Here is a 16,188-nt window from a genome sequence, read left to right as displayed (position 1 = left end):
AGCTCACGGCTCAAAGCTAATAACTGCTAACAGCTCAAAGCTCACGGCTCATAGCTAACAGCTAAAACATTAAACTTAATCTCTTTGAAAAAAAATAATGCCAGATGAACCAATACGATTTTGATAAATTATTAGAAAAATACCTTAGCGGAGCTTGCACTGAAGAGGAAGAAGAGCTGATAAGGGAATGGTCTGAAAATATGCTCAAGCACAGCGAAGTACGCATGAGTCAGTCTGAAAAAGTAAAGACTGAAAAGCAGATTTGGGCAAGAATTCAGCAGACTTTATTTCCTCCTCGCTTTGTGATTCGCCCTCATCATTGGACGATGACAGCTTTGGCGGCTTCCTTAATTATTGGCATTTATGCTTTGTTTTTTTATCATAAAACAAATACTTATACCAACGCTATTGCTGAAAACCTAAGTTTCAATTCGGGCGTGATTGAAGTAAAGAATACTTCGGCAAAAGCCCAGAAAATCACATTGGAAGATGGCAGTGAAATTATCTTAAAAGCTGAAAGTAGCATCAGTTATCCCGAACATTTCAATGATAAAAACAGAAGTGTTTATCTGAAAGGTGAAGCTTTTTTTAAAGTAAAACGTAATCCTTCAAAACCTTTTATTGTCCATACTCGTGACTTGGTAACAGAAGTATTGGGAACGAGTTTTACCATAAAATCTTATGATAACGCTAAGGCAATTGAAGTACAAGTAGTTACAGGACGAGTATCGGTCTATGAAAATTCAGATAAAATAGGGACACATAAAAACGGGGTAATTCTTACACCAAATCAGAAAATTATTTTTGATAAAGAGACTAAAAAACTGATTCCAAGTTTGGTAGAAAACCCAGTAATTGTTGAAAATCCTGAAAAAGTATTGGATTTTACTTTCGATGAAACGCCACTGAATCAAGTACTTGACCGATTGAAAGAAGGTTATCAAATCGAATTTGTAGTCGAAAACCAAGACCTCAACAAATGTGTATTTACGGCAGATTTAAACGACATTCCCTTACATAGCCAGCTTGATTTAATCTGTAAATCCGTAAACGCTACTTACGAACAGCGTGGTACGGTAATTTTTATTAATGGAACGGGATGCCAGTGAAGAATTATGAATTGTGAGTTATGAATTATGAAAAGATAAATTTTTCACTCCCCATTCACAACTCATCATTCACAATTCACAACTTAAAATTCCAAACTCATAACTCAAAACTCTTAATTCCCTTTAACTCCATGAAAACATAGTCGCTTTCAAATGAAAAAGCCGATAATGTTACGAGCATTACCGGCCTTAGAAACCCCACCAAACGCCAATTTGGTGACATCGCAGCGATGTACTGGGTTTGTTTTTTCCACATTTCACAGTTTAAAAACAGTTAAAAGTATGAAAAAAAAACTATCATTTAAAAAGATTCTCTTCAAAACGATGCGAATTACCATTAGTCAATTATTCTTGTCGATTATCTGTTGCGGAATTTCTTTCGCCAACAGTGCTTTTTCGCAAGAAGTACTCAATAAAAGTATTACGCTAAGAACTGGGACGAGTACGGTAAAAAAGGTATTATTCCAGATAGAGAAAAAAGCCGATGTAAAGTTTGTGTATAGCCCCAACGCTATTCAAGCCGAACAGGTAGTTTCATTTAATTTTAGTGAAGATAAATTATCAAAAGTTTTAGAGGAGCTTCTAAGCCCTTTGAATATCTCTTACGAAGTTATCGACAACAGAATTTTATTAAGAAAAAAAGCGGTTGCCGATAAAGAAAGTAATCCGAATGTCATCCCAAACGAAATCGTCGCCGAGCAAAGCATCACTGGTACCGTTACCGATGAAAAAGGGCAGGCTTTGGTAGGTGTTTCGGTTTTAGTAAAAAATACAGGCAGAGGTACTTCAACAGATGTACGTGGGCAGTATAAAATTTCTGTTCCAGACGGTAACAATACTTTGGTATTTTCATTTGTGGGTTATCAGAAACAAGAAATCGCTACGGCAAACCGTAGTACTATCAATGTTTCGATGAAAATTGAAAACCAAAGTTTAGACGAAGTAGTAGTGGTAGGATATGGTACACAGTCACGTAAAAATCTGACGAGTGCCATCACAACGGTAAAACCCGAAGACCTCAACAAAGGAGCTATCAGCGATATTGGTCAGTTGTTGCAAGGAAAAGTACCGGGCTTAAACATTACCAGAAGTGGTGACCCCAACCGTGCTTCGGCAATTATTTTGCGTGGTGCTTCGTCATTGCGTGATGGAGCTCAGTCGCCGCTATTTGTGATTGACGGTGTTCCCGGAGCAGATATTTCATTGATTGCTCCCGACGATATTGCCACTATGGACATCTTGAAAGATGCTGCGGCTACGGCTATCTACGGAAACCGTGCTGCCAATGGGGTAATTATGGTAACTACCAAACGTGCCAACAAAGGACAAATGCAGGTATCATACAGCTCTTATATGGCTGTTGATAAAGTATCGAAACAATACGAAATGATGGACGCCAATCAGCTAAAAACATTCTTAGCTGCCAATGGTCAGTCGCTTACGCCCGAAGATGATTTAGGAGCAAATACCAACTGGCAAGAAGCCGTACAACGCAGTACTGCCATTAGCCAAAACCATAACTTATCGTTTGGAGGTGGCAATGAAAATACGGTTTATAATGCCAGCATCAACTATTTCAATCAAGAAGGTATTCTTCAATCAAGTGCTTTGAATCGTGTGGTAGCTCGTATGTCTATCGAACAAAAAGCCTTTAATGATAGACTAAAAGTAGGTTTGTCGGTTACCAACTCGGTAAGTGATGCCAAATTAGTTCCTTACAGAAATACTGTGTTGGCTCAAATGCTTACCTATTTGCCAACTGCTCCAATTCGTAAGACAGATGGTTCTTTCTATGACAACTTCAACAAATCTAACTATTACAATCCTGTTTCTTTGATTGAAAACGCCACAGAAAGACTTAAATACAAAAACATTTTAGCAACCTTCTTCACACAAGTAAAATTACCTTTGGGCTTTACTTATGATTTGAAATTGTCGTATCAAAACTATCAAAGCAATTACGGAGCGTATTACAATAGTTATTATACTTCGTACTACAACAACGTGCGTAGTACTCCAGACCCTCCGGGCAACCCAAGCTTTATTACTTTAACAGGAGCAAACGGTTTGGCGTATCGTAATGCCTATCAAAATACACAAAACTTGCTTGAGACTTACTTGACTTGGGATAAACAAATCGGTGACCATAACATCAATGCCGTAGTAGGTTACTCTTGGCAAGAAAGTATCAATGGCGATGGCTTCCAAACATCAAGTACCAACTTCCCAGTGGATGCGGTGAGCTACAATAATTTAGGTCTTGGAAACCCTTATGCCATTGCCTCTTTCAAAGTAGATTACGGCGGAGACAACTATCAGCAAGTAAGACTTATTTCTGATTTCGGACGTTTGAATTACAACTACAAAAATAAGTACTTGGTACAGGCTTCTGTTCGTAGAGATGGTTCGTCGGTATTCGGTTTGAACAGACAATGGGGTTATTTCCCAGCGGTGGGTCTTGCTTGGAGAATCGAACAAGAACCATTTATGGAAAAACAAAAACTATTCGACGAACTTAAATTACGGGTAAGTTATGGAGTAACGGGTAACTCTTTAGGTTTCAGTCCATATACTACAAAATTGATTTACGGAAACGTAGGTACTTTCTATTACAACGGTACACAACTTTCAGCAATTGGAGCTTTACAAAACGAAAACCCAGATTTAGGTTGGGAAAAAACAGCTACTTCAAACATCGGTATCGACTTTGCTATCTTGAAAGGAAAATTAAGCGGTACTTTAGAAGTGTATGAAAAAACTACTTCCGACTTGATTTGGACTTATCCAGTAAGTACTGTTTTGTATCCAAACGGTTCATTAACAGCCAACGTAGGTAAAATGAGCAACAAAGGGATAGAATTTACACTAAATGCCAACCCTGTAAAGACTAAAAACTTTTCGTGGAATACAACCCTTAATTTAGCCCATAACCAAAACAAAATTATTAGTCTTTCAAACGCAACTTTAAAAACCGATTCTATCAAATTTGTACAACCTGACGGAGGTGGACAAACGGGAGAAACCGTTATGTTGATTGCCGAAGGAGCTCCAATCGGGCAATTTTTCACTTATGAGTACGCTGGCAAAGATGCAAACGGCGTTTCGCAGTATTACAACGCTAAAGGCGAACTTACCACCAGACCTCAAAGTGTGAAAGATTACAGAGTTATCGGTAATGCTCAACCTAAGTTGTTATTAGGTTGGTCGAACAGTTTTACTTATAAAAATTTCGACCTAAATGTTTTTGTGAGAGCCGTATTGGGTAATAAAATTATGAACATTACCCGTGCCGATTTATTCAGACCAAGTACAGCCCGGTTTACCAACATTCCTGTTGAAGTAGCCAACGAGTCGGCAAATGACTTTAACTCTTATCGTTATTCATCTCGTTTCTTAGAAAATGGTAGCTATTTACGTTTAGACAACGCTTCATTGGGGTATTCATTCAATAATTTATCGAAAAACATCAAGCGTATTCGCTTATATACTTCGGTGAATAACCTCTTTGTCATTACGGGTTATAAAGGTATCGACCCTGAAATTAATCAAGGTGGTATTGCTCCCGGCGTTGACTCAAACAACTTCTATCCAAAAACAAGAACATTCTTGTTTGGTGTGACGGCATCTTTCTAAGAATACTAATTAATTGACTGAAAAACAGCGAATAACAAGCCTAAGCCAAAGGTTTAGAGCTATGTCATTCGCTGTTGTAAAAAAACTTATAAAGACAGAATCAAGATGAAAAACATAATAAAATTGCTTATTTTCATTGCAAGTATCGCTGGGCTTACGGCTTGCCATGATTTAGACGTACCCGTTACAACCGCACTTACGCCCGAAATTTTCCCCCAAACTGCTACGCAATTTATTCAAGCGGCTGGGCCAACGTACAATTCTTTTCGTCAGAATTTTTCTACTGATTATTGGTTTTTGCAATCGTTGAGTACCGACGAAGCCATTTTACCTGCCAGAGGCGGTAACTGGTACGACGGCGGTCGCTACGAACAACACCATAAACACACTTGGAATCCCGACAACGCACACGTACAAAGTGCATGGGGCTGGCTAACGAGTACAATCAGTACAAGTAACCAAAACATTTTCTTGATTTCAAAAGCACCCGAATCGCCAGCAAAAGCCACCAGTTTGGCAGAACTTCGTTCGATGCGAGCTTTGTGCTATTTTATGATGATGGATATGTGGGGAAATGTGCCAATCTCTACGCAGTTTGGTGATACTACTACCGCACAAACCACCGCCAGAGCAGATGTTTTTAAATTTATCGAAAAAGAATTACAAGAAAGTATTCCGAATCTTAGCTCGGCAGTTGGACAAGAAACCTATGGTCGTCCGAACAAATTCACCGCTTATGCTATTTTGGCAAAGATGTATTTGAATGCAGAAGTTTATACTGGTACTCCACGTTGGAACGATGCCATTACAGCTTGTGACCAAATCATCAATTCAGGCAAATACAGCCTTGAAAGTGATTTCAGAAAAATGTTTTTTATCAACAATGGGCCACAAATCAAAGAATTTATCTTTGCGATTCCTTACGATGCCTCCGCACCAAATGGTTATATGTTTTATGCTCGTTATTCTTTGCCTCGTTCTTTGCGTGCTAAATACAGTTTACCATTTACGCCAAGTGCTGCTACAAGTACTTTGCCTCGTTATTATGCCTATTTCAACGACCCGAAAGATGTGAGAAATCAGCAGTGGATTACGGGTAAACAGTATGACTACAAGGGAAATCCTGTTATTGTAAACACTACGAAAAAAGGCTATGACGAAGATTATACAGGTGCAGACGCTGGCGATGCTTTGGCGTATCATGTAGAAATTACGCCCGATATTATCATTAAAAAACCTACAAGTTTCGACTTAGGTAATGATGAGAAAGCTTGGAACATGGGCTACCGCAATAATAAATTTTACTGCGACTCTACTTCGGCTACTCGTAACCAAAACAACGATGTGCCTTTGTTTAGATATGCTGATGTTTTACTCATGAAAGCAGAAGCTATCCTCAGAGGAGGAACAGCCACAGGCGGACAAACGGCTTTATCTTTAGTAAATGAATTAAGAGCAAAACGTACTACTTCGCCCGCTTGGACTTCTGTTAATCTTGAACAATTGTACGGCGAAAGAGTAAGAGAATTGTCATGGGAAACTTGGCATCGCAACGACATGATTCGCTTTGGGAAATTTGAAGAATCGTGGGGAGCGAAAACCGACAATAATCCACAGAGACGATTACTGCCGATTCCTACCAATGCAATGCAGCTTAATAAAATGCTAAAACAAAATCCAGGATACTAACCTGTCAATATCTTCTAAATTATCAATAGCTTTGTATCTACGACTTTCGCTTGGTACAAAGCTATTGTTTTCATTACCTTCCCTCAATTTTTCATACGAGTATCTTTTCTTTCTTATGCAAAAAAGTATTACTTCTGCTCGCTTGGTTTCACTGGATGCACTCAGAGGCTTCGATATGTTTTGGATTATTAGTGGCGAAGGGCTTATTCATGAATGGGCCAAAGCCTCTGGCAATCCGACTGCCAACTGGATGTCGAGTCAATTGCATCATTCTGAATGGAATGGTTTTACCTTTTACGACCTGATTTTCCCTTTGTTTATCTTCATTGCTGGTATTTCTATGCCGTACAGTATTGGCAGACAATTGGAAAATCCCGAAAATACGCCATTCAATATTTTAAAAAGTTTATTCAAAAGAGCTATTATTTTAATCATTCTCGGCACTATTGTCAATGGTTTATTCAAATGGCAAGGTTATGAAAATACTCGTATCGCCAGCGTTTTAGGACGAATAGCTCTTTCTTGTTTCTTTGCAGGGTTGATATTTCTTTATACCAATCTCAGAACACAAATCATACTCTTTTTCAGTATCCTTCTGGGCTACTTTTTAATGATGAAATACATTCCTGTTCCAGATTTTGGAGCTGGCGTATTGACGAAAGAAGGAAATTTGGCGGCTTACCTTGACAGACTTTTTCTTCCCGGCAAGCTTCACCGCAAAGTATATGACCCCGAAGGTTTACTTTCTACACTGCCTGCTATTTGTAATGCTTTGTTGGGTGTTTTTACAGGGCATTTTTTACGTTCCTCTGCCTTCTCTAAATTCAAAAAAGTAGCTTCAATGGCTGTCTCTGGTGTTTTACTGATTGTACTTGCTTGGCTTTGGCATCCATTTTTTCCTATCAATAAAATCCTTTGGACAAGTTCCTTTGTACTCTGTTCGGGTGGTTTTAGTTTACTTTTTATGGCTTTCTTTTACTTGGTTATCGACGTACTCGAAATCAAGTTTTGGATAGCTCCATTCGTTTGGATTGGCATGAACTCCATTACGATTTACATGGCTGCTCACGGCTTAATTGATTTTGAAGCCACTGCTATTTACTTGTTTGGTGGATTGATTAATAAAATAGAGGCTTCATGGCAAGCAGTAGCTTTGGCAGGCGGAATCGTGATAGTACAATTAGGATTTTTATACTTTTTATATCGTCAGAAATGGTTCTTGAAAGTATAGTTTCAAGTTCAACCGCTTTTATGAATCAGAACAAAATCATCATCCAATACTCCGCTAAAAACTATGTCCAAATTATTTAACCAAAGTATTGTATTGCTTTTACTTGCTGTGAATTTTGCTTACAGTCAGGCAGATTTAGCAGCATCAAAGGCATTAATCAAACGTATCATTCCGCAAAAAGCTCAGTATTTTGAGGTAGCCAATATTCCACAAGAAAATGGGAAAGATGTTTTTGAAATTGAAAGTAAAAACGGAAAAATCATCTTAAAAGGGAGTTCGGGCGTAAGTATTGCTTCTGCTCTGAATCATTATTTGAATGAGTACTGCCACTGCCAAATCACTTGGAATGGCACAAATTTACAGCTTCCGAAAACCTTGCCCCTTCTTAAAACCAAAGTTCATAAAAATACTTCATTTGAATATCGCTATTATCTCAATTACTGTACTTTCAATTACAGCATGAGTTGGTGGGACTGGAAACGTTGGGAAAAAGAAATCGACTGGATGGCTCTTCACGGAATTAATATGCCTTTGGCAATCACGGGCGAAGAATATACTTGGTACGAAGTTTATAAAGAAATGGGCTTTAGTGATAAAGATTTGGCTTCGTTTTTCAGTGGACCAGCGTATTTTTCATGGTTTTGGATGGGAAATCTTGATGGCTGGGGCGGGCCTCTCCCACTTAGTTGGATGAAAAGCCATAAAGATTTACAAACAAAAATTCTTGCTCGCCAAAGAGCTTTGGGTATGACACCCGTTTTACCTGCCTTTACAGGACACGTGCCGTCGGCTTTCAAAGAGCATTTTCCAAAAGCAAAACTAAAAGCTACCAACTGGACAAACGGCTTTGCAGATACTTATATTCTTGACTCGGAAGACCCACTTTTTGCAGAAATCGGAAAGAAATTTCTACAAAAACAAACACAACTTTTTGGTACAAATCACTTCTATTCGGCTGATACTTTTAACGAAAACGAACCACCCACCGACGACCCCGCTTTTTTATCAAAGCTAAGTGCCAGAGTATATGAAGGCATGAAACAAGCCGACCCAAAAGCCGTTTGGGTAATGCAAGGATGGCTATTTTATAGTGATAGAAAATTCTGGAAAGAACCACAAATCAAAGCTTTGTTGGATGCTGTTCCGAATGATAAAATGTTACTCTTGGATTTGGCAACAGAAATTGAACCCGTTTGGAAACGCACACAGGCGTACTATGGCAAACCGTGGATTTGGAATATGCTTCATAATTTTGGAGGAAACGTAAACCTTTTTGGAAGAATCGAAGGCGTAGCCAATGGCCCAATTCAAGCCTTGAATAGTCCGAATAAAGGAGACTTAAAAGGAATAGGCTTAACGATGGAAGCCATCGAGCAAAATCCTGTTTTGTATGAACTCACGATGCGTCATGTCTGGGAAAATACGCCTTTGGATTTAGACAAATGGTTGGATACTTATATACTAAATCGTTATGGGAAACTTACGCCAAAAACCCAAGAAGTATGGCAAATTTTGAAAAAAACAGCCTATAACGGAAAAGATATTCGTGATGGAGCAGAATCAATCATTACTGGTCGCCCGACTTTCGATTCTACTACTATCTGGACAAGAACCAGACTCAATTATTTACCCAAAGACCTTTTACCTGCTTGGAAATTAATGGTAGAATCTATTGGAGATTGTGGCAAAAGCGATGGTTTTCAGTACGATTTAATCGACATCAATCGTCAAGTATTAGCCAATTATGCCTTGCCTTTACAGAAAAAATGGGTGACAGCTTATCGACAAAAAGACTTAGCGAATTTCAAAAAATACAGTCAGGAGTACATTGAACTCATTGAAGATTTAGACCAACTATTGGCTACCCGAAAAGATTTTATGCTTGGGCCATGGATAGCCTCAGCTCGTGAACAAGGGACAAATCCAGCCGAAAAAGCCTTGTACGAACAAAACGCCCGTGATTTAATTACGCTGTGGGGCGATGCCAACAGTCCTCTTCACGAATACGCCAACCGCCAATGGAGTGGTTTATTGAATGATTTTTATAAACCTCGTTGGCAACAATTTTTCAATAAAGTAACGCTTGCCTTAGAAAAAGGCGAAAAAATGGATACTGAGGCTTTTGAAAAAGAAATCAGACAATGGGAATGGAAATGGGTAACAAGCCAAAAGAACTTCCCGACCCAAAGTATCAATCAAGTAAATGCGGTTACACAATCGCTTTATAAAAAGTATTATACAAAAATTGAAGCGGCTTACGCTCAATAAGTTAATCAATCCCAATTTTTAGATTTCTATTTATCCGTAATCTGTTTTCATTTTGAAAAAATAGATTACGGATAAATGATAACGTCTTTTTCTCGAAACATGAATTATAAAAATATCATCTTCGCCCTTTTACTTCCTTTCGGAAGTTTGGCACAAAAACAGCCCGCTGATTACGTAAATCCGCTGATTGGTTCAGCCCCAAGTACCACAGAAAGTGCCAAAAAACACAGCGAGGCAGGTTCTGAAATGAAAGGGCAAATTGTGCCTGCCATCGGCGTACCACAAGGCATGACTTCGTGGACACCCCAAACTCGTGCCACCGAACTCAAATGTATTCCGCCTTTTTATTATAACGATACCAAAATTCAAGGTTTCAGAGGAACGCATTGGATGAATGGCAGTTGCGTACAAGATTACGGCAGTGTAACTATCATGCCGATGTCGGGCAAACTTACCATCAACGCTAACGAAAGAGGCAGCGATTTCGACCGTAAAACCGAAACTGTAAAACCTTATTTTTATGAGGTAATCCTAAAAAAAGATAATATCAAAGCCCAAATGACGGCACTGGCTCGTGCTGGCTTTTTGCAGTTTAGTTTTAGTCAAAAGCAAAAAAACTACATTCTTGTAGAACCCAACTCTGATGAAGGCGAAGGTTTTGTAGAAATTCATCCCGAAAAAAATGAAATCGTAGGCTATAATCCCGTTCACCGCATTTATCAAGGCTTCGGCAAATCGGCTGGTTTTAGCGGCTATTTCGTCATACAATTCGACCAAAGCTTTACGGATTATGGCGTTTGGAAAGACCAAAATATCAGTGCCAAAGCAACACAAGCACAAGGCAACGGAAAAAAACAGGCGGTGGGTGCTTATGCACAGTTTGGCAATCAATTGGTAAAAGTACGCATTGGTACTTCTTTTACGAGCTTGGAAGGAGCAAGAAAAAATTTGGAGAGTGAAATCAATCATTGGGATTTTTCTAAAACTCAACAAGCTTCCAACCTCGCTTGGAACAAAGCTTTAGGAAAAATAGAAGTAAAAGGTAGCGATTACGACAAAACCTTGTTTTATTCAGCACTGTATCATGCCAAACTTACGCCAAGAATTTTCTCGGATATTGACGGCTCTTATCCCGGTTTTGCCGACGACGACAACCTTTACAAAGCCCAAAACTTTACTTATTACGAAGACTACAACCTTTGGGACACCTATCGGGCGGTGCATCCTTTGCATACTTTATTAGAACCCAAAGTATCTGCCGACATGATGCAGTCGCTGGTCAAAAAAGCCGAACAGGGAACTTGGTTGCCCATTTTTCCTTGCTGGAATCATTACACCGCCGCTATGATTGGCGACCACGCCATTGCCGCCATCGGCGATGCGTACATCAAAGGCATTCAAGATTTCGACATCAAAACGGCTTACCGTTATATGCGAAAAAATGCTTTTGAAATAAACACCGACCCTAAAAGCTACGAAGAAGGCAAGGGACGCAGGGCTTTGGCATCGTATTTACAGTACAATTATATTCCTTTAGAAGATTCCGTTTGGCAGGCTTTTCATAAAAGAGAACAAGTATCTCGTACTTTAGAATACGCCTACGACGACTTTGTATTGGCACAAGTAGCCCAAAAATTAGGCGAAAAAGCTGATTATGAAACGCTGATAAAAAGGGCTAAAAACTACCAAAACGTTATCGACCCAGCAACAGGCTACGCCCGTGGACGCTACGCCAATGGCACGTGGATAAAGCCATTCGACCCTTTTGTACAACGCAGCAGTTTTATTACCGAAGGCTCGCCAGCCCAATATACTTTTTATGTACCACAAGATGTACAAGGTTTGATTAAACATATTGGCGGCACAAAACGTTTCGTCGAAAAGTTGGATACCCTCTTCGAGCAAGGCTATTATTGGCACGGCAACGAACCCAACAACCAAATCGTGTATTTGTACCCTTTCGCCAATCAAGCTTGGAAAACACAGGAAAAAGTACGTCAGATTATCAGAGAAGAATACGATATTTCTGCGGGCGGGATGAGTGGCAATGAAGACGGCGGACAAATGTCGGCTTGGTTGGTTTTTAGCATGATGGGTTATTACCCCGTTTGTCCGGGTACGCCCAATTATGTGCTGGGAAGTCCAAGTTTTGAAGAAACCACTTTGCATTTACCTAATGGTAAAACCTTCAAAATTGTGGCAAAAGGTAATGCGGCTACAACGCCTTATATTCAGTCGGCGAGGCTAAATGGCAAAGTATTTACACAAAATTTCATCACGCATCAGCAAATTATGGCTGGCGGAACATTGGTATTAAACATGAGTAGCCAAAAACCCTAAGCAAGCATAAGTCAGGTTAGATTTTAACTATTCCAATAAAAAGTTGGCTTTAAGGTAATTTGAAAGCGTTTTTTTCTTTACTTTACTAAGTGAAATCAACTACTGAGTGCAACCTTTTATAACATTTTAATAATCAATCCTTTATCTAAAATATGAACCGTAGAGAAGCCGTCCAACGAGTTGCCCTTCTAATGGGAGGAGTACTATCTGCCCCACTTATGGCTGGGGTAATGGGCCAAGTCATCAATACTGGCGACAGTGTAAACGTAAGTGCAGAACAAGAAGCTTTTCTTGCAGAAGTAGCAGACATTATCATTCCAACTACTGATACGCCTGGAGCAAAAGCAGCAGGAGCAGAAAAGTTCATTGTGCGAGTAATGCGTGATTGTTACAAAAAAGAAGACCAAGAAAAATTCTATGCTGGTTTAGCAAAATTAGATGCTGATAGCAAAGCTAAATTTGGAAAAGGTTTTGTAGAATTAGATACTGCTCAGAAAAATGAAATGGTAAAATTAGCTACTGTGAATGATAAACCTTTCTTTTTAAGAATGAAAGAATTAACCGTAACAGGCTACTTTACTTCTGAAATCGGTGCTACAAAAGCATTGGCATATTTGCCAATTCCGGGTAAATTCCAAGGTTGTGTTCCTTTGAAACCGGGACAAAAAGCGTGGGCCTTGTAATAGCCTTTAGCTTTTTAGCTTTGAGATGTGAGCAATGAGATTTTAGATTTTATGCTAAATTTCATTTGACATTTCTCAGAAATCAAGACCAAATTTATTTGTTATCAACTCAAAGCTGATAGCTCATCGCTCACAGCTTAAAAAATATCAAGAGATGTCTAATTTGAATATAGATGCAGTAAAAGGAATGACCTACGATGCCATTGTGGTTGGCTCGGGTATTTCTGGTGGTTGGGCTGCCAAAGAACTAACCGAAAAAGGCTTGAAAGTACTTATGCTTGAAAAAGGAAAGCAATTAGAACACGTGACTGGCTATGAAAACGCCATGAAAGACCCGTGGGAAATGAAGTACAATGGTCGTTTAACAGTTGAACAAAAAGAAACGCATCCAAAATTAGCCCGTGATTATCCCTACAATGAAATGACGGAAAAATACTGGATGAACGATTCTGACTCTTTGTATAAAGAAGAAAAACGTTTCGACTGGTTTCGCCCTAATATCGTTGGTGGAAAATCAATCATGTGGGGTCGTCAATCTTACCGTTTAAGTGATATTGACTTTGAAGCCAATTTAAAAGACGGCATTGCCGTTGACTGGCCGATTCGTTATAAAGACATTGCTCCGTGGTATTCTTATGTAGAAAAATTTGCAGGTATTTCTGGTGAAAAATTAGGTTTAGCTCAGTTACCAGACGGCGAATTTCTTCCTCCAATGGAAATGTACTGCGTAGAAAAAGAAGTAAAACAACGTCTTGAAAAAGCATTTCCGGGTCGTAACCTTACGATGGGACGTGTAGCCAACCTTTCTGAGGCTGCCAAAGAACAATTGGGTATTGGACGCTCTTCTTGTCAGTATCGTAATAAATGTTCTCTGGGTTGTCCGTTCGGGGCATATTTTAGTACGCAATCATGTACTTTACCTCCAGCGGCTAAAACGGGTCGTTTAACTTTACGTCCTGATTCAATCGTTACAGAAATTATGTACGATGAAAACAAGAAAAAAGCAACAGGAGTACGTGTGCGTGATGCCGTAACGATGCAAGACCGTGAGTATTTTGCAAAAGTTATTTTCGTTTGTGGTAGTACGATTAGTTCTACTGCCTTGATGATGAACTCTGTTTCGCATCGTTTCCCTGAAGGTATGGGTAATGATTCTGGACAATTAGGACACAATTTGATGGACCACCACTTCCGTACAGGTGCTTCGGGCGTTTGGGAAGGCGATTTAGATAAATATTATTTCGGTCGTAGAGCCAACGGTATTTATGTACCTCGTTATCGCAATATTGGCTCTGACAAACGTGATTATTTACGTGGCTTTGGTTATCAAGGTGGAGCAAGCCGCCAAGGATGGCAACGCAATGTAGCCGAGCTTTCATTTGGTGCTGATTTCAAAAATGAAGTAACTCAACCGGGCGTTTGGACAATGGGCTTGGGCGGCTTCGGTGAAACTTTGCCATATTACGAAAACAAAATGTCGCTTGATAAAACGACGAAAGACAAGTGGGGCTTACCAGTAGTGGTATTCGATGCTGACTTACGTGACAACGAAAAGAAAATGCGTATCGACATGGCAAACGATGCGAAAGAAATGTTGGAAGCATCTGGCTTGAAAAACGTAAAATCTTATGACAATGGTTCGTACTTAGGGATGGCTATTCACGAAATGGGTACAGCTCGTATGGGACGTGACCCTAAAACTTCGGTACTGAATGCCCACAACCAAGTACATGCGGTGAAAAACGTATTTATGACAGACGGTGCTGCTATGACTTCGGCTTCATGCGTAAACCCTTCACTTACTTATATGGCATTAACGGCAAGAGCCGCAGATTTCGCTGTGAAAGAATTGAAGAAATTGAATTTGTAATATTTCAAGTATAATAAAAAAGGCTGTTTCGAAGAATTATCTTTGAAACAGCCTTTTTCTATTAAATTATTTTTAAACCAGTACAGAAAATAAATCTGGTTGCTCGTTAAGTTTTTGATAAACAATATTTTGCACTTTCATTCTTTCCAACAAAGGTTCGTAATCTTCTTTATGTTTTAGCTCAATTCCGAGCAATACTGGGCCTGATTCTCTATTGGTTTTCTTCTGATATTCAAACAAAGTAATATCGTCTTCTTCGCCCAAAACATTGTTCAGAAAATTCTTCAACGCTCCTGCTCTTTGTGGAAAACGAATGATAAAATAATGTTTCAGTCCTTCGTAAAGTAATGAACGTTCTTTAATTTCTTCGGTACGAGTAATATCATTATTTCCACCCGAAACCAAACAAACTACGTTTTTTCCTTTGATTTCATCTTTCAGAAAATCCAGAGCAGCAATCGTCAAAGCTCCTGCTGGCTCAGCTACAATCGCCGATTCGTTGTACAATTCTAAAATGGTTGTACATACTTTGCCTTCGGGAACAAGCACAATATTGTCGAGGGTTTCTTTACAAATATTATAAGTTTTTTCACCCACACGTTTCACCGCTGCACCATCCACAAACTTATCAATGGTTTCTAATTCTACCACGTGTCCAGCTTCAAAACTTGCCTTCATCGACGCCGCACCCGCTGGCTCAACACCAATGATTTTGGTATGAGGTGAAAGTTGCTTAAACACCGTAGAAACGCCTGCCGAAACGCCACCTCCGCCAATTGCCAAAATGATATAATCAATCTTTACGTCTGAATCTTTAAAAATCTCAAGTCCGACAGTGGCTTGTCCTGTAATTACGTCCATGTCATCAAATGGATGCACATAAGTAGCGTTGTGTTCTTCGCAGTACTGTTTGGCTGCGTTTGAAGCATCATCGTAAGTATCGCCAACCAACATTACTTCAATATCATCTTTCCCAAACATTTTCACTTGCTTGATTTTCTGATTGGGCGTAGTCGTTGGCATAAAAATCGTGCCTTTTACTTTCATTTTATGACAAGCATAAGCCAAACCTTGTGCATGATTTCCTGCGGACGCACATACAACTCCTTTCGCCAATTCTTCGGGCGACAGCCTTGCCATTTTGTTATAAGCACCTCTGATTTTGTAAGAACGAACAATTTGTAAATCTTCTCTTTTCAAAAAAATATTAGCCTCGTATCGTTCAGATAAAATGATGTTTTCGGTAAGTGGTGTATGTACTGCAATACCTCTGAGTCTTTCGGCGGCTTCGTAGATACTTTCGAGTTTCGGGAAAATGGTATTGGGTTGATTTACTGGTTGTTTAGTCATATTATGAAGTATTTG

At 39.4% G+C, this 16,188-nt stretch carries 9 protein-coding genes; 8 read left to right on the top strand and 1 reads right to left on the bottom strand.

Going from position 1 to position 16,188, the window contains the following annotated elements:
- Window positions 1-104: 104 nt before the first annotated feature.
- The 8 genes from VB248_RS17460 to VB248_RS17425 all read left to right on the top strand — a co-directional run bounded on the left by VB248_RS17460 (window position 105) and on the right by VB248_RS17425 (window position 14,823).
- Complete coding sequence (locus VB248_RS17460) at window positions 105-1,109, top strand: FecR family protein (protein ID WP_323298100.1); 1,005 nt, start codon at window positions 105-107, stop codon at window positions 1,107-1,109.
- A gap of 282 nt (window positions 1,110-1,391) precedes the next feature.
- Window positions 1,392-4,742 carry a TonB-dependent receptor gene (locus tag VB248_RS17455; protein ID WP_323298099.1) on the top strand — a complete coding sequence of 1,117 codons (3,351 nt, stop codon included), beginning with the start codon at window positions 1,392-1,394 and terminating at the stop codon, window positions 4,740-4,742.
- Window positions 4,743-4,847: 105 nt separating this feature from the next.
- Window positions 4,848-6,431 carry a RagB/SusD family nutrient uptake outer membrane protein gene (locus VB248_RS17450; RefSeq protein WP_323298098.1) on the top strand — a complete coding sequence of 528 codons (1,584 nt, stop codon included), beginning with the start codon at window positions 4,848-4,850 and terminating at the stop codon, window positions 6,429-6,431.
- 115 nt (window positions 6,432-6,546) lie between these two features.
- Window positions 6,547-7,662: an acyltransferase family protein gene (locus VB248_RS17445; RefSeq protein ID WP_323298097.1), complete on the top strand. Its 1,116-nt coding sequence runs from the start codon at window positions 6,547-6,549 to the stop codon at window positions 7,660-7,662.
- A 63-nt stretch (window positions 7,663-7,725) separates the two neighbouring features.
- On the top strand, window positions 7,726-9,930 hold the full coding sequence (locus VB248_RS17440) for an alpha-N-acetylglucosaminidase (RefSeq protein WP_323298096.1): 2,205 nt from the start codon (window positions 7,726-7,728) through the stop codon (window positions 9,928-9,930).
- Between the two features lie 99 nt (window positions 9,931-10,029).
- A complete protein-coding gene (locus VB248_RS17435; protein ID WP_323298095.1) occupies window positions 10,030-12,270 on the top strand; it encodes a GH92 family glycosyl hydrolase in 2,241 nt (746 codons plus the stop codon).
- 152 nt (window positions 12,271-12,422) lie between these two features.
- On the top strand, window positions 12,423-12,953 hold the full coding sequence (locus VB248_RS17430; RefSeq protein WP_323298094.1) for a gluconate 2-dehydrogenase subunit 3 family protein: 531 nt from the start codon (window positions 12,423-12,425) through the stop codon (window positions 12,951-12,953).
- A gap of 154 nt (window positions 12,954-13,107) precedes the next feature.
- Entirely contained in the window at window positions 13,108-14,823 is a 1,716-nt protein-coding gene (locus VB248_RS17425; RefSeq protein ID WP_323298093.1) for a GMC family oxidoreductase, read from the top strand.
- Between the two features lie 72 nt (window positions 14,824-14,895).
- Here VB248_RS17425 and ilvA read toward each other — a convergent pair whose 3' ends face one another.
- Entirely contained in the window at window positions 14,896-16,173 is a 1,278-nt protein-coding gene (ilvA, locus tag VB248_RS17420) for a threonine ammonia-lyase (protein WP_323298092.1), read from the bottom strand.
- Between the last annotated feature and the right edge of the window lie 15 nt (window positions 16,174-16,188).

This window comes from Arcicella rigui (assembly GCF_034929435.1).
In the GTDB taxonomy this organism is placed as follows: Bacteria; Bacteroidota; Bacteroidia; order Cytophagales; family Spirosomataceae; genus Arcicella; species Arcicella rigui.
The sequence above is the reverse complement of the archived record's forward strand: the minus strand, read 5'-3'. Positions and strand labels throughout refer to the sequence as shown.

Coding starts and splice junctions, on each gene's coding strand:
- VB248_RS17460 (WP_323298100.1), top strand. CDS start 105: ATGAACCAATACGATTTTGATAAATTATTAGAAAAATACCTTAGCGGA.
- VB248_RS17455 (WP_323298099.1), top strand. CDS start 1,392: ATGAAAAAAAAACTATCATTTAAAAAGATTCTCTTCAAAACGATGCGA.
- VB248_RS17450 (WP_323298098.1), top strand. CDS start 4,848: ATGAAAAACATAATAAAATTGCTTATTTTCATTGCAAGTATCGCTGGG.
- VB248_RS17445 (WP_323298097.1), top strand. CDS start 6,547: ATGCAAAAAAGTATTACTTCTGCTCGCTTGGTTTCACTGGATGCACTC.
- VB248_RS17440 (WP_323298096.1), top strand. CDS start 7,726: ATGTCCAAATTATTTAACCAAAGTATTGTATTGCTTTTACTTGCTGTG.
- VB248_RS17435 (WP_323298095.1), top strand. CDS start 10,030: ATGAATTATAAAAATATCATCTTCGCCCTTTTACTTCCTTTCGGAAGT.
- VB248_RS17430 (WP_323298094.1), top strand. CDS start 12,423: ATGAACCGTAGAGAAGCCGTCCAACGAGTTGCCCTTCTAATGGGAGGA.
- VB248_RS17425 (WP_323298093.1), top strand. CDS start 13,108: ATGTCTAATTTGAATATAGATGCAGTAAAAGGAATGACCTACGATGCC.
- ilvA (WP_323298092.1), bottom strand. CDS start 16,173: ATGACTAAACAACCAGTAAATCAACCCAATACCATTTTCCCGAAACTC.